Source organism: Peribacillus sp. TH16, from assembly GCF_016651095.1.
Classification (GTDB): domain Bacteria; phylum Bacillota; class Bacilli; order Bacillales; family DSM-1321; genus Peribacillus; species Peribacillus butanolivorans.
Genome location: NZ_JAEKEM010000009.1, coordinates 2,853,544 through 2,873,552 on the forward strand (window position 1 = coordinate 2,853,544; position 20,009 = coordinate 2,873,552).

A 20,009-nucleotide genomic window follows, 5' to 3' on the forward strand; every position below is an offset into this window, starting at 1 on the left:
GATGTGGAGAGTTATTACAATAATAATTTCTAAATCACACTAAAAACCCAGACTCCTTAAAGTCTGGGTTTTTACATTCAAGAATTAAGAACGTGCCCAATGACGGTGCTGAGCAATCGCATCGATAAAGGCAGCAGTAGATTCACTATTTGTATCCGAAACGGCTATAATGCCTCCGTTTGGATCAAGTGAAGTTATGCCTACCTTCGTTAGAATTTCGGCTCCTTCTTTTCCTGTTCCAATCGCTTTGAAATGGTTGTAAGCTTCTTCGACAAAGTAAATCGGATCCTTCAAAGTCTTTAATGAATCGACACTCTGCTGTCCTCCTGCCACATACACAGCATCGAATAAAACCGAGTCAGCTGTCAGGAATGTTTGATCGACCTCGAGTTGCTGGCCTTCAGCACTTGTAATCCAACCACGATTATTACTGATGATTTCTGCGATAATACTAGCCGATTTAAGAGATTCCAGGACTTGATAAACTTCAGATCCGTTAAATCCATCTGCAGCCAACACAGCCACTTTTCTTGTCGCCGCAGTATTGGCTTTCATTTTCTCTTGGCTTAATGCTGAAGAAGACAGATCCATTTTGACCTCACGCGTATTTGTAGGAGGATTCACTCCGACTCCAATTGCAATTATTTTAGCCAGCTCCACATCTACATTGCTGAACATCTCTACGATTTGCTGCTGAACGTCCTTACTTTTCACTTTTCCCACTTCAAAGTGGAAAGCCTGAATAATATGCTCTTTCTCCACATCTGTCATACTATTCCAGAATAATTTTGCCTGACTGTAATGATCATTGAAGCTTTCACTGCGTTGACGCACCTTCCTGCCATCCACTTTTTCCTGATAATGAGCATAGCCGCCTTCTGCATTTGAGGCAGGTTCTGGAGAGTTATCGGCTAGTGAATTCTTATAGTAGCTTACAGGACCAGGGTTTATTGCCATACGGTGCATGCCATCCCGTTGATTATTGTTCACGGGTGCAACCGTTCGGTTAATCGGAAGCTCATGGAAGTTAGGACCACCTAATCTGGATAGCTGGGTATCTGTGTATGAGAATAATCGTCCCTGTAGCAACGGATCATTGGAAAAATCAATACCCGGTACGACATGCCCCGGATGGAAAGCTATCTGTTCCGTCTCTGCAAAAAAGTTATCCGTATTTTGATTCAAAACCATTTTCCCGATAATTTTCACTGGGATCTGTTCTTCTGGCCATAGTTTAGTAGGATCGAGGATATCAAAGTCAAATTTGAATTCGTCTTCCTCCTTAATCAATTGCACGCCAAATTCAAATTCCGGATAATTCCCTGTTTCAATGGCTTCCCATAGATCTTGACGGTGAAAATCGGGGTTTTTCCCAGCAATTTTCTGTGCTTCATCCCAGACAAGGGATTTAACACCAAGTACCGGCTTCCAATGGAACTTAACGAAATGGGCAACACCTTCCTCATTAACAAAACGGAATGTGTGGACACCAAACCCTTCCATCATCCTGAAACTTCTTGGTATGGCTCTGTCCGACAGATGCCACATAATCATATGGGCAGTTTCTTCATTATTGGCAACAAAATCCCAAAATGTATCATGTGCAGACGCCGCTTGAGGTATTTCATTATGAGGTTCCGGCTTAACCGCATGAATTAAATCCGGAAATTTAATGGCATCTTGGATAAAAAATACTGGGATATTATTTCCGACCAAGTCATAGTTCCCTTCCTCAGTATAGAATTTAGTAGAAAATCCCCTAACATCACGGACCGAATCTGCTGATCCTCGGGAACCTGCTACGGTTGAGTATCGAACAAATACCGGTGTCTTAACTGATGGGTTTTGAAGAAACTTTGCCTTTGTATATTCAGCCATCGGCTCATATACCTGAAAATATCCATGTGCCCCGAACCCGCGCGCATGTACAATCCGCTCGGGAATACGCTCATGGTCAAAATGGGTCATTTTTTCACGAAAATGAAAGTCCTCCATCAATGTTGGACCCCGGTCACCCGCCTTCAAGGAATGCTCATCCTCCGAAACACGCAAACCTTGGTTAGTAGTCATCCTTTTCCCGTTATCGTCCACTCGATATTGATCCAACTGTTGATTTTTGCTTTGTTCATTTACTTTTCCGTGTTCGTTTTCATTCGTCATCCTTGTCATTCCCCTCCATGTCTTTAAATTTCAGGCAAATTCATGGTGTATGTATTTTCTTTATCAAGCTTTTCACTTCTTTTATATTTCAAATAAGTTACTATCTTTCCTCATATACCACCCGATTTTGACAATTAAACAGATCCCGAAAAAGAATATTTGGTTTTATTTTCCAACTAGCCAGACAAAAATGGATTTCTTCCTTCTTTAATAACAAAAAATACCCAAGTAGATTCACTGGATGATTACTATAAATTATTGGAACAAAATGGTGTGGGGGAACTTTACTGTAGCAAACGCAGTACTTGCTATACAATCAGAGTAGAGTCCATTTAATCATTCTTGTAAATCCATAAAACTATAGCAACATGCTCTTTCCTGAACAGGAAGCCATCGAACTATCCTAAATAAGAAAAGGTAACGGAGGACATGTTGATCTCCGTTACCTTTTGGAAGATTTTCAAATTACATCATTATACATCGCCTTCAGCAAGCCAAGGGAAGAATCCATTCAGAAACCTTTCCGTTGCTGGCATAAAATAAGAGCCATAATGGTAATCAGGGTCAAGAGTCATAACTACCCAAGTACCTTTTGTACTGACCTTATCAATATAAAGAACGGCACCACCATCCTCAGTAGAGACAAGGATATCTGAACCTTTAGGCGGCCAATATACGCCATGCTGATGCCAAGTCGAATCAGCAAGTGTTAGATAGCGGCTGAATAAGTCATGGTCAGGCTTTTGGAGGACCAAACCGCTTTTGGGATCCTTTTCAAGCCACCACCAAAAATTCGTTTCCCTGAACTCCCAATTATGGCCTGGAATCCATTCATTCAGCTGTGGACCAAAGGACACAATGATCCCACCCCTATTAGCGAATTCATATATTTTATCCATGGACTTCATGAGAAGGCCCATATGTAGTTGGGAAGGAAGGAGCAGGACATCAAATTCATCAATTGACGTTTTAACTAGATCAGGAAGATAAATTAGTGTATCAATATATTTACGATATTTCGGCTCGGTATATGTCCGATGGTGTTGTGAACTACCACCGTCAATTACTGCAATTTTCCTCATTTCACTTCACTCTTCTCTTGAAGTATTTGGTATTCATTCCGTACCCACTGCATGAGTTGGAAGCTAATACGGACTGTTGTTTTTTTCACATTCATCGAACCAAATAAATCGTTTCCTGAATGAACAAGAATTGTTCCTTTTGTGCTGTGCCTATCAATATATGTGATTGGTTCTCCACCAGGCAACGTCAACAAAACCTCAGCTTTATCAGGAATTGGATGATGACCTCTTGCAAAAAAGCCTGAAACCCCTTTATTATAGGTCATATCATCCTCTTCCACCCCTTCAAAAATCGGGTGGGGTTGGTGGACTGATACAACATAGTCTTGAAAACTGTGTATCGTTTTAGGGATAAAGTTCGATCCCCCTGGTAGCCAATCCATAAATATGTTGCCACAAAAAACGATGACTTTTTTATCATTTAAAAATTCATGAATTAACTCTTTATGTTTATATAAAAATTTCTGATCTATTAAACCCTGGATGACCAGGCATTTAAAAGGTTTTAAATCAATATCTGGTAGTTCGTAAGTATCAATAAATGTAAAATCCTCCTGATACTTAGGGTCGTTCACCCTTGCTTTTCCAAAATAGCTTCCTGTATCAAGCATCAGAAAGTCGTTTTTTTTCTCATTCATTTTTTTCCTCCTCAACAATGCATCTATCAAACTTTGCATAAAACAGATGTTGGCGATATCTTCATAGCTTCCTTCTACATCCTTAATTATCAGAATCACCTTTGTGTAATCTCAAACTACCAAAATTGATAATGATTATCAATATCGATTATTCTGCTTTTTTAATGATAATCCTTAGTTTCATTGCCGCCATATTCCTTTTGTGATATTTATGAATGGCACTATTCATTTTCTTAATACAAAGGTTAGTTATACAAATAAAAAAAATCCTCTCGATGAGGATCTTAAACGAATTGAAGGAAATGTTGCTTTAACTTATTACAAAAATCCTGTTCATAATCTGTAAGCTGAGTATTCTTACGGATTACTAATCCGTTTTTCCGCTTAATTGATAGCCCTGATACCGGCCTTGAAACTAACTCTCCTTTACTTAATTCCTCCGCAACAGCAAAGCTAGGTAGAAAGGCAATCCCATGTCCAGCTTTTACAGCCTTTTTGATTAATTCAAAGTTGCTCATTTGTAAATACCTCACCTTAACTTGTCGACTACATAAATGACTCTTGATATATTGCTGTAAGTAATGACTCTTTGGCAAGAGGACGGTTTGGTTATGTAAATCACGGCAGTAAAGTGTTTTTCTTGTATCCCATAAATAATCGTTTGGGAAAATCAGGGATAGTTCATCCTCGAATAAAACTGACGTGTCATAGTGGTCCATTAAATAGTAGTCTTCAGGATAGATTGGCATGATTGCAAAATTGGTCAAGTTATCTTGAAGGCTTTTCTTTAAATCATCGTAACAAAAACTATTGATTTCAATGCACTTCTTTCGTGAAATCTCCTTGTATTGATGGAGAAGATCCGCAAAGAAGTAATCCGCAATATAATTGCTGACGAATACCGAGAGTGTCTGTTCAAAGTAGTCTACTTTTTTCATCGTTACTGAAGCCTCATCCACAAGACTCAGAATCTGTTTTGCATAAGTCAAGAGAACTTCCCCTTGCTTCGTTAACTCTACTTTCCTACCAGTACGATGAAAAAGTCTTGAATCAAAGTCTTGTTCTAAGTGATTGATATGATGACTAATAGTAGGTTGTGAGCAATAAAGTCGGCGGGCAGCCTCTGTGAAAGAGCGACACTCGGCAAGTACGATAAACGTCTCCATTTTCTCCAGTGTATTCATGTGTGTTTTCCCCCTCAAGACCGTCCTTTTGTGAAAATGATAATCATTATCATTTATATACTATCAGGACATGCTCATCCTGTCCATGTCAAAAATGCATCTATACTTTCTCTTTCATATGCTGTTCCTTAAAATTCAACTTAAAGGAATATTTCTATGTAGCTTCCTTTACACTCCTGTCGCTATGAGCCTTTGTATAATGAAAGATGTTAGACATCCCTTAAATGAAGTACTTTTCTAGCATGTGATTGCCCTATCTACCGCTATATAACGGAGTAAAAATTTCTCATAAATAATCAATAACAAAAATAAAGAAGCGGCAAAGACCAATCATTCATCTTTACCGCTTCTTTATTTATCATTCCCTTTTAGTTCTTAAAGGCCTCTGAAACCTTTAAAAGCTTGCCTTTGACTTTCGTATTTTTCATCACTTTCAAAACAAGAGGTCCCTTTTCATTCAATATTTCCACATAGGAAACATTGTCCTGAATGGTGATAATTCCAATATCTTCGGCTTTAACACCATCAATTTTCGCAATTGTACCCACGAAATCAACGGCTCTGATTTTCTTTTTCTTACCGCCATTAAAATATAGCTTCATGATTTGTTTATTCAATTGTTCACTTTTATCTTTTTTTATTTTGGGACGAGCCTCTAGTTTCGCTTCAAAATCATTCATCTTATTCGAGACATCTTCTTCTGATGGAGGAGAGATTTTAGGGATGTCAAATCCGATATAGCTTTGAATCTCTTTAAGGAACTTATCTTCGTACGGTGTCACGAAAGTAATAGCTTTCCCTTTTTTACCAGCTCGACCTGTTCTTCCAGTTCGATGTACATAGCTTTCTTTTTCTAGTGGAAGATCATAATTAATAACATGAGTAATATTATCAATGTCAATTCCCCTTGCAGCTACATCTGTAGCAACTAAATAGCGGAATTCACCTCTTCTGTACTCGTTCATCACAGCAAGACGATCTTCTTGAAGCATACCTCCATGAATCATATCGCAAGGATAATCTAAATCCATTAACTTTTCACAGACTTCGTCCACCCGATCTTTCGTCCGACAAAAAATGATGCAGCTATCAGGATTCTCAGTGATTGTAACGTCTTTAAGCAAGGAAAACTTATCATCTTCCTTCACTTCGATTAGGGCATGTTCAATCTTTTCAGTCGTTATGCCCGTTGCCTTAATCTCAATATCTAAAGGATCGTTCATATATTTTTGACAAAGTTTCTTTATACTCTCTGGTAAAGTAGCAGAAAACAACATGGTAACTCGGTTTTTTGGAAGCTCTTTAATAATGGCTTCCACTTGTTCGATGAACCCCATATTTAACATTTCATCCGCCTCATCAATAACCAAATGTGTTAAGCGCTCCAAAACAAACGTACCTTTTTCAATATGATCGAGTACTCGTCCTGGCGTTCCTACAACTACATGACTTTTTTGTTTAAGTTCTGCTTTTTGTAGAGCAAATGGAGATTTTCCATAAACCGCTGTTGCTTTAATTCGTTTAAATCTACCTATATTCGTAATATCCTCTTTCACCTGTACAGCAAGCTCTCGCGTAGGTGTTAAAATAAGTGCCTGCGGCTTATTCTCCTGCCAATCAACCATATCGCAGATCGGTATGCCAAATGCTGCTGTCTTACCACTCCCTGTTTGCGACTTCACGACAAGATCCTTTCTTTTCAATGCAACAGGAATCACTTCACGTTGAACTTCCGTTGGTTGCTGATAACCCAGACTCTCCAATGCCCTTACAATTTCATCACTTAATGTATAATCAGTAAAACTTAATTCAGTCATATAATAGCCTCTTTTGTTGTTTATTATCTTACTTTATTGTTTCCACAATCGTTATTTCCTTATACTGATTTCTATTATACGCGATATGAAGTGATAAACCTCGTAATAACCAAACTACTAGATGCTTTTTTCATGTGATCTATTCTTCTATTTTTAAAAGACATGTCTTTTAAAAAATAATAAAATGAAGCTCCTTTACCTATTTTTTAGTGAAAGGTTGCCTTCCGAAAAATTTATTTCTTTCAAACTTCTTTAACCTTGCTTTGATTAATCAAAATATCCTGCTTATATGCTAAAATATGTATGATACAAGAGAGTTAAAAAAAGGTAAAAACCATTAAATTCTATCTAAAAGGAGCGTTGATTTATGATAATCGTAACGAATAGAATTAGAGTTAAAAAAGGGATGGGTGCAGTTATGGCCCCAGGATTTACTGCACCAGGCCCACTTGATACAACAGAAGGCTTCGTAAAAGTAGAAGTATTATTAACACAAAACTTAACAGATCATGATGAACTAAACGTAAATATGTACTGGGAAAACCTTGATAACTTTACTGCTTGGAGAAATAGTGATGCGTTTAAAGCTGCACATAAACGACCTGAACCTAGTTCCGATGAAGCAAAAAAAGAATCACCTATTCTAGGCAGTGAACTTACTACTTATGAAGTTGCCTCAGTAAAAGAAATAGCTAAATAGGAAACTTCAAAAAGAGTTTTATACGAAATTCGTCCGTTGGAGGTATTATTTCGACCGTGGCCAGGAATAATTCGACCTTCAAAGAGATTATTCGTCCGTCGACACAATTAAATCGACCTTCCATCATTTAATAAATCAGAAAAAACAGTATGTGTTCAATAACATACTGTTTTTTCTGTTGGATTTTGGCTTTTATTCATCAAATTCTTATTGAACTTCAGCCTTTTTAATTTGTTTACTTCTTAACTGTCCGCAGGCCGCATCAATATCCGTTCCATGTTCTTGGCGGATTTTACAATTTACGCCTCTCTTTTTCAACGTATCATAAAACGAGAGAACTGACTCTTTCTCACTTCTTTGATATTGACTATGTTCATCTACAGGATTATATGGAATTAAGTTAACATAAAGCCGATGTTTTTTGTCATCAAGAAGATTGGCAAGTTGCTCGGCTTCTTCTTGATGATCATTTACATCTTTCAATAGGATATACTCAATAGTAATTCTTCTGTTTGTTTTTTCTAAATAATAATCAAGCGATTTCATTAATTTTTCTATTGGAATACCTCGGTTTATTTTCATTATCCGGGTTCTAAGTTCATTATTCGGTGCATGCAATGATATTGCCAGGTTTACCTGTAATTGAGTATCTGTGAATTCATAAATCTTGTTGGCAAGTCCACTAGTCGATACAGTGATACGCCTTGCAGCGATAGCAAGCCCTTTATGGTCCATAATTACCTTTAAAAAGTCTATCATATTTTCAAAGTTGTCAAACGGCTCGCCAATTCCCATTACAACTACATGACTAACAATGTCTTCTTGTTCCAATTTATCTAGATGCAGTTGAACGTTCATAATCTGTTCTACAATTTCCCCACTAGATAAATCACGACTTTTGGCTAATAGACCACTTGCACAGAAACTGCAACCAATATTACATCCTACCTGTGTGGTGACACAAACCGAAATCCCGTATTTATGCCTCATCATAACCGTTTCGATGAGGTTTCCATCCTGTAATTTAAACAAGAACTTAATCGTTCCATCCGCTGACTCTTGCTTAACATGCTCAGTTAAAGTTTGGATGAAAAAGTTATCTTTCAGTAATTGAATGCACTCTTTATTTACATCTGTCATTTCAGAGAAATCTGTTACGCGCTTCCTATAAAGCCACTCCCAGACTTGTGAAGCTCTAAACTTTTTATGACCATGTTCCAAAAGCCACGCTGTCAATTGATCGAATGTTAAACCATAAATGGACTCTTTATTCATACGTTACCCTCTTTTCATAACATTAAAATTTAATTCTACAACTCCAAAAACCTTATAAGCAATTCCTCTGAATTGGCAAATTTATTTATGATACGGTTCATTTCTATTTATTCTAAACGCTCGATATATTTGCTCCAACAGAACCAACTTCATTAGCTGATGCGGAAAGGTCATTTTAGAAAAGGAAAGTGCATAATCACTTCTTGAAATCACCTCTGAGCTAAGCCCCAGAGAACCACCAATAATAAAAGCAATTTTGCTTTTTCCATAAGTAGCTAGCTGGTCAATATGAGATGCTAGCTGCTCAGAGGTGAGCTGTTTTCCATTGATTTCAAGTGTAATAACGTAGGTGTCTTGGCTGATTTTAGCTAAGATTCGCTCACCTTCCTTTTGTTTTACAATATCCATATCCGCTGCACTAAGGTTCTCCGGGGCTTTTTCATCTGGTACTTCAATAAGTTCTATATTAGCATAGGCACTTAAACGTTTTGTATATTCAGCAATTCCTTGCTTTAAGTATTTTTCTTTTAGCTTGCCAACAGTAATAATCGTTATTTTCATATATATCCTCTAACTTTCATTATGTTTTAGTATCATTTGTTGGATTTGCCTACCTATTATCATACCTTAGAGGGACCTATAAGCAAAACAAGCATATCCTTTCCAGTTTTGGATAAGTCCATTACATTTATAACCACTATAAATAATGATTCAACTATCATCTTTATATTAAAAAGCCGCTTCCTCCTTAAAAAAGTGGCAACGGCTTCCTTCATTCATAAGTGAATAATGTACATTTGTTTCTTTTCTAGAATAACTCAAGAGTAATGTAACCAAAAGTAGAACCAACAAAAAATGAAAATAAAAAACCAAACCTATTGAACTAGAATGCCTTAATATAACAGTAATCCAGTCATCATTATTCCAATAATGACTATTATTGATGCTTTATATAATTTTGTCCCTGATAAACTATGAAATTCCTTCATAATATAATCCCATTAAATCTTGATATGAATTTTATCGACAAATTTTGTATAAAACTAAGGTTGCCTAGATAGGCAGAGCTGATTACTTTAATAAGAATTCGCTACCCTAACTTTATTTTGCAGCCTTAATACTCTTTTTTTTGTTCTAATGACCTTTATCTCATATAAAGCACCAACGGCTTAAATATACGGCAATTCCATGCTCTAGTTTCTACTTTATAAAATGTTAAGAACATGTTAAGAACAGGTTACAAACATGTTATCCACAAAAGTTATCCACATATCCACATTTTCTATCCACATCTTGTATGAGAATATTAGTTCCCTACTAGATATATTGCCACGTTTCGACAATATTCACAGGTTGTTGATAACTGTTTTTCTTCAGAAATGAATGTTAAAACAGGGTAGGTTTCACACTCATATACCACTTCATCCAACGCCATATCTACGTGTTCCTGACAGCAATATAATTCCATCATACATCCTCCTCTTCTTTATTCAGTTTTACTAATAATGATGTACCTATTTATCCACACTTTGATTGGTATCTTTATCTTTTAGCAAATATCCACAAGTAATCGTATCAAAAAACAAGAAAATCGCAAGCAAAATAAAAGACAGGAAGTAGTCGCTCCCTGTCCTTTTTTTCTTTAGATTTCGCTGTTTGAAAGCGTGACTTCCGTGGTTTCTTTCTTTCCATCACGGTAATAGATAATTTTAACCTTATCACCGATTTTCTTATCATTGTAAAGATACTTTCTTAATTCTACTACGTCATGGATTTCTTCATTATCCATTCCAACGATGACGTCAAATTCTGCTAGACCTGCTTTATCTGCTGGAGAGTTACTTTGAACACCTGTTATTGCCACACCTGCAGTAACCTTCTTAGGCAATTTCAATGTATTTTGTTGATGATATTGCGAAATTTCTTCTACAGATGCTAAATTCACACCTAAGAAAGCACGTTTAACTTCACCAAATTCCTCGATATCATTAATAATTGGAATAACCGAATCAATCGGAATGGAAAGTCCGATTCCTTCCACTGCATTTTCTGCTATCTTCATCGAATTGATTCCGATGACCTGCCCGGACATATTAACAAGTGCCCCTCCACTGTTTCCTGGGTTAATCGCCGCATCTGTTTGAATAACCTCTGCATTCCAATCCACCTGTCCGTCTTCATTGATATCCACTTCAATTGTACGTTCCAAACCGGAAATGATCCCTTGTGTAATGGATCCAGAGAATTGAAGACCTAGCGGATTACCAATGGCAATGACAGGCTCTCCAGGTTTCAATTTTCCAGATTTCCCGAACTCGGCAATGGTCTTAATTTTATCTCCATCTACTACAATGACGGCAAGGTCTGTCCATGGGTCGCTACCTTGTAGTTCAGCTGGTAATTTAGTTCCATCACTTAACGTGACTTCCAATTCATTTGCGCCTTCAATGACGTGATTGTTTGTAACAATATAGGCTTTACCGCCATCTTTCTTATAAACGACACCAGAACCAGTACCCGCTTCAGCAGAACTGCTCTCGTTTCTTCCCTGCTGGCCCCAGAAGGTTGTTTCCTGAATATTTGTGATGCCGACTACCGCGTCGCTGGCCTTATCAACAGCATCAGTGACGGCACTTGTCACATCTACAGACAGGCTTTGCTGTGTCTGCTTCATCGATTCACTATCAGTTGATTTCTCTGTTGTATTTTCGCTGCTTTCGTTAACCAACAGTCCACTTCCCGGAAAAGCTAATAAAATAAGTAATGCCCCAATGATGGCGCCTCCCAAGCCTGAAAGAAAATAGCTCGTATGGCTCCCCTTTCTCTTTTTGTTTTGGTTCTCATCATTCTGATCATAATAACCCAAGACAGCTCCATCCTCTCATTTTAGGAATGAATTATAGCAACTACTATTGTTTGGTATCCTCCCTTAATTATACTCATTTAACCGAATTTTTCTAAAAAAATGTACGCCCTTATTTAAGGGTAAACTTAAAATTGAATAATATGTAGCAACTTTTCTATTTTCCTATACAGTTCTAACCAAACGATACCCCTTTTAATCCGGTTAGTAACTTATATATTTTATAAATAAAAAGGAATGAACAAGGTTTCCCTCATCCATTCCCTTTATTTATAACGTTACAAGCTCTGTCGGTTTTTTCGGATCCGTATCATACAGAGAAAATTGTTCACCGACGATGATTCCTTTTGTCTTTAAAGTTTGTTCTACTGACATTCTTGCTAGATCCTTCATATTGTTATCAAGGCTCAAGTGGGCCAGGTAAATCCGCTTTGTCTTATCTCCGGCCACTTCACTCATGGCAAGAGCAGCGTCTTCATTACAAACATGTCCAACATCACTTAAAATTCTGCGCTTAATGCTCCACGGATATTTTCCCATCCTCAACATAGATACATCATGATTACTTTCAAATACATAAGCATCAGCATTCGAGATAATACCTTTCATCCGATCACTTACGTATCCTGTATCAGTAATAACCACAAGCTTCTTATCTTCATGATGAAACACGTAAAACATTGGTTCTGCAGCATCATGCGATACACCAAAGGATTCTATATTAAGACTGCCGAACGTTTTGACTTGTTCCATTTCAAATGTGAATTTTTGTTCGACAGAAATTTCACCGATTGAACGCTCCATGGCACTCCATGTCTTTGCATTCGCATATATCGGGAGTTTATGTTTTCTAGCAACCACGCCAAGACCTTTAATATGGTCACTGTGTTCATGGGTAACAAGGATTCCGGATAGCTTCGACATATCACGGCCTATATCCTGAAACAACGCTTCTAAGGCTTTACCGCTTAAACCGGCATCGACAAGAAAAGATTGATCCTCCGTTTCCACGAAAAAGGCATTTCCTGTACTCCCGCTTGCGAGAACACTAAAATGCATAGTCATCTATACTCACTCCAGTATTTTTTCTTCTGTATTTAATTCAATGACCTCTCCATCAAAAGCATTCACAAATAGATCCGTTTCGTCATCCAAGACCACCCACCATGTTGGCACAAGTAAATGTGACACAGATGTCGTCTGCAGGGAATTATAAAAACCTAGTTGTACATTAGTCACTTTGCTTTTAGGATCAATATCACCATGATTATATAAAGCTCCAATAGCATTTAGGGCAGATTCCAACTCTTTTGGTTTGTTGAACTTCTCTATTCCCTCTAAATACATCTGTTCATAGGAGACAACTTCCCCCTTCTTGTTCAGATATAAAGTGACCTTTCCCTTACTATTATTATAAAACATCTTTTTGTCTGCTACTTGATAGCAGATAATGGTCTGGTTGATCTCGTCATAGCTCCAAAAACGATAATCATTACCATTCAAGATATACTCCTTCAAGAATATCTCAACATCGGCAGCCTGAATTTTATCATTCATACTTACCGGCGTTTTAAATGTACCGACAAGGTTCTTATCGTCTATAATTTTCGCTTTTTGATTTTTCAGGTACTGTAAATCTTTCTTCTCGAAATTTTTACTATTAGCAATCAAGAATTGATCCTTCACCTTTTGTTTTGGAAGTGGAACGGCTATTGTAATCTCATCTTCTTTTAAAAGTTCTTCCGTTGTGGACTCTGTGATATTTTCGTATGTGTAGTCATTTATTTTCTCCAAAAATTGATAAAGCAAAAAAATGTTCAAAATGAAGAAAACCATAATGAAAATTGACTTTGTATTATTCCAATCCACTTTGATCGCCTCCCGAGTCTTCATCAAAAGGCACAATAAACCATTTATCGCCGATACGATAATACCAAGTGGGTTCAAGTGTAACAAGAGTGACAAGCTTGGAATCTAACGACTTATGCAGCTTATAACCAACCGAGATGTCCTCCACACTCTTGAAATCAATACTTTCCTTAGATTTCAACTGATTCAGTACTTCCCTGCCACTTTGTAAAGTGGCTACCGATCCTTCTGAAGGAAGTACAGAAGCAAGTGAAAAGTAGGGACGCTCATAGCTATAAATTTCTTCTTTCCCCCAAATTTGTTCGATTTCGGTCATTCCATATTCATTGAAGGCCGGATATCCATTTACGAATAGGCGGAATACCACACGTTGCTCACTCTCCGACATATAAGCAAAGCGGTAATTGCTATCTTCCCAGCCGGCATGATCATTAATAAAATCAATGCTTTTTCCCAAAAGGTCACTGGAACTGCCAAATAACTTGTCCTTTTGTGCCGGATTAATATAGGAAATTATATAATTCTCTTTATTGATCGTCATCAGTCTTGTACCATCCGTGTATTCCTCACCGACTGAAACTGATTCCTGTCGTACATACTTGGGATAATTAAATAACGCATCTTTCAGATTTCCAATATCAAAGTAGTCAATATAATATTGAAATCTGTTAATCTTTATAGAATTTTCCGGAACAAACAGTGTCCTTTTACTGTTTATGGTTTGGGCTGTGTATTCAGGATATTTTTTGTGTGAATCATTATAAAAATCATCCATGAAATCTTTAAGTCTTTTAGAGCTGACCATGCTTTGATAGATTTTCTCTTGTTCATAAGAGACAAAATAAACCGCAGATTCATTACCACTGATATCTTTTTGTTTAATGATGATGCGATCAAAAGAAAAACTAGGCAATTCCTTATCCGAAATATCCAATACCGTTTTATAGAGAGAGATTGGAACATCATCGGAAAATTCGATTTCCATCGATCCCTCTTCATGAACAAAATCATCAAATTTCCTTTGAAGCCTTTTCATGGATAACTCTTTTGCGCCGGTAAAACTCCATTGAGAAAATTCTTTCTCCATTTTATCTATTTCTACAGGATCGGAGGTTTGAAAATGTTGACCATTGCTGTGAAAAAGGATACTAACCGGTTTAATGACATCACTGACAATCTGCACATCACTTTTAATCCTTATAAGATCATCTGATTGGTCAAACTGATCATATTCAGGCTCGTACGTCCAAATACTCCAAGTCAAAAAAATACTAGTCCCAACTAAAATAATCAGTATTATACTTTTCGCACGTTCAAAATTCATGACCAATCATCCTCTTCTTCCTGTTCGTAAGGAAGTGTAAAGAACACCGTAGTTCCTTTTCCATCCACACTTTCCGCCCAAATTTTCCCGCCATGCGCCACGACCATTTCTTTCGCAATCGCTAAACCAAGTCCAGTCCCACCAAGGTTTCGTGACCTTGCTTTATCCACACGGTAAAATCGGTCAAATATTTTATCGATGACATTTTTCGGAATTCCCACTCCTTGATCAGTAATACTGACAACGATAAAGCTTTCAGCTGCCCTGACACGGAAGGTCACTTGACCACCTTCAGGAGAGTACTTTAATGAGTTGGATATTACATTATAGAGAACCTGGGTGATTTTATCTTCATCAATATCCACAAAATAAGCATCCTTAGGCAGATCACGCTTAAATGTGATATCATCATTTTTCGTCATTTCAAATCGATCGATAATATGGTCATAGAATTTATTGAAATTCACCCAGCCCGTTTTAAGCCGATAGTCTTTACTGTCCATTTTTGAAAGCTGTAACAGGTCATTTACAAGCCTGATCATTCGCTCTGTTTCATTTTGCGTGACACTTAAAAAGGCAGGAGCGATCTCCTCTTCCTTCCAAGCCCCATCCGCCAATGCCTCCAGGTAGCTCCTCATCGTTGTAAGCGGTGTTCTTAGCTCATGCGACACGTTGGCAACAAATTCCCTACGCTCACCCTCAATTTTCTCTTGCTCTGTGATATCATGCAAAACAGTGATCAATCCATTAACGAATCCCGTTTCCTTTTGAATAACTGAAAAGTTACCCCTCAAAATGAACGGCCGATCCTTTTTGCTGTAATCAAGGATTACGGACTCCCGTTCTTCCAGTAAATCCTCAAATTTATATTCTTCTTCAAGACCCAAAACCTCAATGATAGGTTGGTTCATGACGGTTTCATGTGAGACATTCAGTAATCGTGCAGCCGGTTCATTAATCAAGTTCACTCTACCGCGTCTATCAGTTGAAATAACACCGTCTGTCATATTGGTGAGGACAGATGAAAGTTTACGTCGTTCTCCCTCTGTGCTAGATTGCGACTCTTGAAGCTTTTTAGTCAAATTATTGAAAGTAACAGCAAGCTGACCTATTTCGTCATCGCCATATACTCTAACTTTTCTAGAGAAATTCCCTTTCGCCATCACCAATGCCTGTTTTCTCATATCCGACATGGGCCGAGTGATAGTCCGTGCCAGCAGAATTCCTAAGATAGCCGTAATGACCAGGGCAATAGCCGTACCCGTCATAAAGATACTATTGATTTCATCCATCTGTTCAAAGACGTTCTCCATCTCAGCTATGACATAGACAGCTCCAATGACCTCATCTTTTGCTTCAATGGGTGTCGAAAGAACCCAGACCCGTCTGCCTGTTTTCGGATCCCGGTACACTTCACTATCTTCTTTCCCATAAATCAACGTATTCTTTATAAGGACCTGTGTCGTTTTCTTCCCTACGATTTCCTGGTTACCCGGGGCGGAGGTTCCAATTACCCGTCTGCTGCGTGTGTCGATAACACGTACTTCCGAAATATCATTCGATGAATTATCGCGATCCTTCAGTATCGTATTAATCGCTTCTTCGAGGGTTGGGTCTTCCTCTCCCCTCTCTTTTTCCATTTCTTCGCCAATACTGTAGGTAAGCAGGTTAACGTGGCCTTTTATCGATTTCGTGAAGTTCCCGACAAGATTTTCTTCCAATTCCCCAACAAAATATACCCCGATTATTTGCATCGCTACGAAGATAAGCAACACATAAATCAGAACAAATTTAAAATGAATTGAGCGAAAAAAACCAACCTTTTTCATAAGAACTACTCCTGTTCAGGGTTACGCAGGTAATAACCGACCCCTCTTCTAGTTACAATCCAACCAGGATGGCTTGGATTATCTTCAATCTTCTCACGAAGACGTCTTACCGTTACATCGACTGTCCGTACATCTCCAAAGTAATCATATCCCCAAACGGTTTGTAATAAGTGCTCCCTTGTCATAACCTGGCCGATATGCTTTGCTAAATAATGGAGCAATTCGAATTCGCGATGAGTTAATTCAATCGTATCGCCACGCTTAGAAACGACATAGGCATCAGGATGGATAGTAAGAGTGCCTATTGTAATTTCCTTCGGTTCATTTTCTTGATCCGGAACCGGGACAGCTTGCTGGCGTCTTAAGTTCGCCTTAACACGGGCGATTATTTCCCGGGTACTAAACGGCTTTGTCACATAGTCATCTGCACCAAGCTCTAACCCTAATACTTTATCTATCTCAGAATCCTTAGCCGTTAACATGATGATTGGCGTTTCATATTTCTTTCTTACTTCTCTACAAACTTCCATCCCATCACGCTGTGGTAGCATGATATCAAGCAAAATCAAATCAGGCTGCCGTTCTTCTACCATTTTAAGAGCTTCGTTGCCATCATAAGCACAAAAAACCTCATAACCCTCTTTTTTCAAATTGAATTGTAAAATATCCGCGATTGGCTTTTCATCATCGACTACCAAAATTTTCTTATCCATGTACTTATCTCCTTTTTAATAACTAAACTAAATCTATTAAAAACCTTGTCCTTATCCGGGACCTTTTTTCATATTTTCCTACTGATTACACCGACCTATCATCTTAGTCCAACAAAGTTCACTATATATACCCTATTAAAAGGTCTAAACACCTAAATGTAAGCAAATTGTATCTATTATACTTTATCATTTTACAGGCATTAAATCACCTTTTTCCTATTATTCTCATCTATGTATGTAGCAGAAGAAGAAGTCTTCGAATATTTTTCGAAGACTTCTCTCAATTACTGACTTATATAATTTAGCGGATTTGCAAGAGACCCGTTTTTATATACTTCAAAATGAAGGTGGACACCGGTGGAATGGCCTGTTGAGCCCATCATCCCAATTTTCATTCCTTTTCCAACCTTTTGTCCTGCTTTTACATCTATTGAATCTAAATGGGCATACAACGTTTTAAATCCATTATTATGATTGATTATTATTTTATTACCATAACCTCCGGAATCTCCTGCGAATTCGACTATTCCATGATCGGCTGCCGTGATGGTCCTTGTTGTTGGTCGGGCAATATCTATTCCTTTATGTAGTTTCCCCCAGCGCTGGCCCTGCTTACTGGAAATATAGCCCCCGTCTGCAGGCCATGAATAGGTGCCGCTTCCATTTGAAGGAATGACCTTTGTTCCTTTTCTAGTGATCTCTGTGATCGCTTTTTCCGTAACTTCTTTTTTTACGATAGTTTCACTGATTTTTTTACCATTTGTTTCTTCAACTGTATAGGTGAATGCCTGAACGCCATCGTTACCCTCTTGTTCAATAACGAGCTCGTCCTTCAGAAGATCATCATCCTTTTTTACTTTCTTTTCAAAAGGAATCCCCTCTTCTTTCAAAACTTCTCTTTCTACCATTACGTTCACATAGGGTGTAGCTTGGGTCACATAGACGCTCTCACCTGCTTTAAGCCCATTACCCTTATTAAGGTCCGGGTTTAGCTCCAACAGCTGAATTAGGTCCATATCATGCTTATTAGCAACCTCTTCAAGTTCCTCATCTTCCTTTACCTCATAGATAGCCTTTTCTTCTTTTCCTTCTTCTATCATGGAAAGGGTCTTGTTAACCGTCATAATCTTTTCAGGATCAACCGCGGTTTCATTAAACGTAATTGGATGCGAAAATTCGATATTTAGAATTCTGCTTCCTGGTTTTTTTAACGTTTCAACCGTATCCGATTCACTTTCTCTCTTGCTGGATTCATATTCAGCGTATTCTTCCTCATCTACATATAATAAGGTGATGTTTCTCACAACTTCCTCAGCATCTTCCTTAGAAGGAACATAAGCGACCACCTGATTATCAATGTTAATCTCATACGCGTCTGCCTTTACATCCAACTGATCGTCAATCTCCTTTAAGACTTGGTCCTCTTTTACTTCTTCACTAAATACTTCCTCGCCCACAAATGCTAACTGCGTCTCACTATCAAATGTATAGTCAGGATAATCCGCCTCTGCTTCTGCAATTTTATCCGCTACAATCTTTTCTATTTCCGCTTCATCCGTTACACTTCCCACGAATTCATTGTTGAGATAAACATGCTGAATGGTTTTAATTTCCGATACACCTGCTGCTGTTGCTCGATTTCCTGCAAGCAATAGCATTACGGATATCATGAACAGAAAGATTCCTTTATTTTTTGAGATAAACATATATTGTCCTCCTTAAACGGCCCAGTCACCAATTAAGAAACTAATCAAATTTATATGAGATATATTAGTTCAATTTCAATATTTCAATATTTACGCGTACATGACTAATTTCTATAACCATTTTTCCACTCATAACTCTATCATAATAATAAAAAAATCAAGAAATAGACTTCATAATGTAATAGAACTGTATAAATGGTGACAACAAGTACCAATAAATATGTTTTTAGAAAAGGTATCTTTCGAAATAAAAAAGGAGGTAGACGTAAGCCTGATAAGGAATAGCGAACCATTTATATAAATGGTTAAAATTGGATTGTTACAAATCAATAACAATCTATTAACAGGATTTAACCCGTTTGTAAATTAATATATAACAAAAAAAGCGCCCGAAAGGCGCTTTTCAAAAGGATGGCTCAGGACGGAATCGAACCGCCGACACAAGGATTTTCAGTCCTTTGCTCTACCGACTGAGCTACTGAGCCAAATATTCTATTTTAAATGAAAAAATCATGTAAAAAATAAAATGGCGGTCCCGACGGGAATCGAACCCGCGATCTCCTGCGTGACAGGCAGGCATGTTAACCGCTACACCACGGGACCAGCATATAAATTATATAAAGAAGTGACCCATACGGGATTCGAACCCGTGTTACCGCCGTGAAAGGGCGGTGTCTTAACCGCTTGACCAATGGGCCGGAAAAATGGTGAGCCATGAAGGATTCGAACCTTCGACCCTCTGATTAAAAGTCAGATGCTCTACCAACTGAGCTAATGGCTCGTTCTAATAAATTTTCGCCACATAATTTCCGGATTTTCCGTTTACCTTCTGCAAGATGTAAACTCCGC

General features: G+C 37.9%; 16 protein-coding genes and 4 tRNA genes. 1 reads left to right on the forward strand and 19 read right to left on the reverse strand.

Annotated features, from left to right (window positions below):
• Window positions 1-84: 84 nt before the first annotated feature.
• From JFV29_RS27795 to JFV29_RS27815, 5 genes are all read right to left on the reverse strand, one after another.
• On the reverse strand, window positions 85-2,160 hold the full coding sequence (locus JFV29_RS27795; protein WP_201187721.1) for a catalase: 2,076 nt from the start codon (window positions 2,158-2,160) through the stop codon (window positions 85-87).
• Between the two features lie 473 nt (window positions 2,161-2,633).
• Window positions 2,634-3,242 (reverse strand): hypothetical protein, encoded by a 609-nt coding sequence (locus tag JFV29_RS27800; RefSeq protein ID WP_201187722.1) that lies wholly within the window; start codon window positions 3,240-3,242, stop codon window positions 2,634-2,636.
• Window positions 3,239-3,880, reverse strand: a complete 642-nt coding sequence (locus JFV29_RS27805) for a phosphate starvation-inducible protein PhoH (RefSeq protein WP_201187724.1) — start codon at window positions 3,878-3,880, stop codon at window positions 3,239-3,241. The genes JFV29_RS27800 and JFV29_RS27805 overlap by 4 nt, the downstream gene beginning before the upstream one ends.
• Window positions 3,881-4,164: 284 nt before the next feature.
• Entirely contained in the window at window positions 4,165-5,064 is a 900-nt protein-coding gene (locus tag JFV29_RS27810) for a LysR family transcriptional regulator (RefSeq protein ID WP_201187726.1), read from the reverse strand.
• A gap of 368 nt (window positions 5,065-5,432) precedes the next feature.
• A complete protein-coding gene (locus JFV29_RS27815) occupies window positions 5,433-6,881 on the reverse strand; it encodes a DEAD/DEAH box helicase (protein WP_053348338.1) in 1,449 nt (482 codons plus the stop codon).
• A gap of 367 nt (window positions 6,882-7,248) precedes the next feature.
• Here JFV29_RS27815 and JFV29_RS27820 point away from each other — a divergent pair, with 367 nt between their 5' ends.
• Window positions 7,249-7,581, forward strand: coding sequence for a heme oxygenase (locus JFV29_RS27820; RefSeq protein ID WP_053348337.1), 333 nt, complete (start codon window positions 7,249-7,251; stop codon window positions 7,579-7,581).
• 207 nt (window positions 7,582-7,788) lie between these two features.
• Here JFV29_RS27820 and rlmN read toward each other — a convergent pair whose 3' ends face one another.
• From rlmN to JFV29_RS27890, 14 genes are all read right to left on the reverse strand, one after another.
• Entirely contained in the window at window positions 7,789-8,856 is a 1,068-nt protein-coding gene (gene rlmN, locus JFV29_RS27825; protein WP_201187729.1) for a 23S rRNA (adenine(2503)-C(2))-methyltransferase RlmN, read from the reverse strand.
• An 81-nt stretch (window positions 8,857-8,937) separates the two neighbouring features.
• Window positions 8,938-9,417, reverse strand: a complete 480-nt coding sequence (gene rlmH / locus JFV29_RS27830) for a 23S rRNA (pseudouridine(1915)-N(3))-methyltransferase RlmH (RefSeq protein ID WP_056522008.1) — start codon at window positions 9,415-9,417, stop codon at window positions 8,938-8,940.
• Window positions 9,418-10,162: 745 nt separating this feature from the next.
• Window positions 10,163-10,324 (reverse strand): CxxH/CxxC protein, encoded by a 162-nt coding sequence (locus tag JFV29_RS27835; protein ID WP_082527454.1) that lies wholly within the window; start codon window positions 10,322-10,324, stop codon window positions 10,163-10,165.
• Between the two features lie 174 nt (window positions 10,325-10,498).
• Window positions 10,499-11,722 carry a S1C family serine protease gene (locus JFV29_RS27840; RefSeq protein ID WP_201187731.1) on the reverse strand — a complete coding sequence of 408 codons (1,224 nt, stop codon included), beginning with the start codon at window positions 11,720-11,722 and terminating at the stop codon, window positions 10,499-10,501.
• A gap of 267 nt (window positions 11,723-11,989) precedes the next feature.
• Window positions 11,990-12,784, reverse strand: a complete 795-nt coding sequence (locus tag JFV29_RS27845) for an MBL fold metallo-hydrolase (protein WP_056522003.1) — start codon at window positions 12,782-12,784, stop codon at window positions 11,990-11,992.
• Between the two features lie 6 nt (window positions 12,785-12,790).
• Window positions 12,791-13,588 carry a two-component system regulatory protein YycI gene (locus tag JFV29_RS27850; protein ID WP_201187733.1) on the reverse strand — a complete coding sequence of 266 codons (798 nt, stop codon included), beginning with the start codon at window positions 13,586-13,588 and terminating at the stop codon, window positions 12,791-12,793.
• Window positions 13,575-14,912 (reverse strand): YycH family regulatory protein, encoded by a 1,338-nt coding sequence (locus JFV29_RS27855; RefSeq protein ID WP_201187735.1) that lies wholly within the window; start codon window positions 14,910-14,912, stop codon window positions 13,575-13,577. Before JFV29_RS27855 ends, JFV29_RS27850 begins: the two co-directional genes overlap by 14 nt.
• Window positions 14,909-16,741 (reverse strand): cell wall metabolism sensor histidine kinase WalK, encoded by a 1,833-nt coding sequence (walK, locus tag JFV29_RS27860; protein ID WP_201187737.1) that lies wholly within the window; start codon window positions 16,739-16,741, stop codon window positions 14,909-14,911. The genes JFV29_RS27855 and walK overlap by 4 nt, the downstream gene beginning before the upstream one ends.
• Window positions 16,742-16,746: 5 nt before the next feature.
• Window positions 16,747-17,454 (reverse strand): response regulator YycF, encoded by a 708-nt coding sequence (gene yycF, locus JFV29_RS27865; protein WP_034316131.1) that lies wholly within the window; start codon window positions 17,452-17,454, stop codon window positions 16,747-16,749.
• Between the two features lie 284 nt (window positions 17,455-17,738).
• A complete protein-coding gene (locus JFV29_RS27870) occupies window positions 17,739-19,160 on the reverse strand; it encodes a M23 family metallopeptidase (RefSeq protein WP_201187739.1) in 1,422 nt (473 codons plus the stop codon).
• A gap of 412 nt (window positions 19,161-19,572) precedes the next feature.
• A tRNA-Phe gene (locus JFV29_RS27875) sits at window positions 19,573-19,645 on the reverse strand.
• Window positions 19,646-19,687: 42 nt separating this feature from the next.
• A tRNA-Asp gene (locus JFV29_RS27880) sits at window positions 19,688-19,763 on the reverse strand.
• Window positions 19,764-19,786: 23 nt separating this feature from the next.
• Window positions 19,787-19,858, reverse strand: a tRNA-Glu gene (locus JFV29_RS27885).
• 7 nt (window positions 19,859-19,865) lie between these two features.
• A tRNA-Lys gene (locus JFV29_RS27890) sits at window positions 19,866-19,941 on the reverse strand.
• Between the last annotated feature and the right edge of the window lie 68 nt (window positions 19,942-20,009).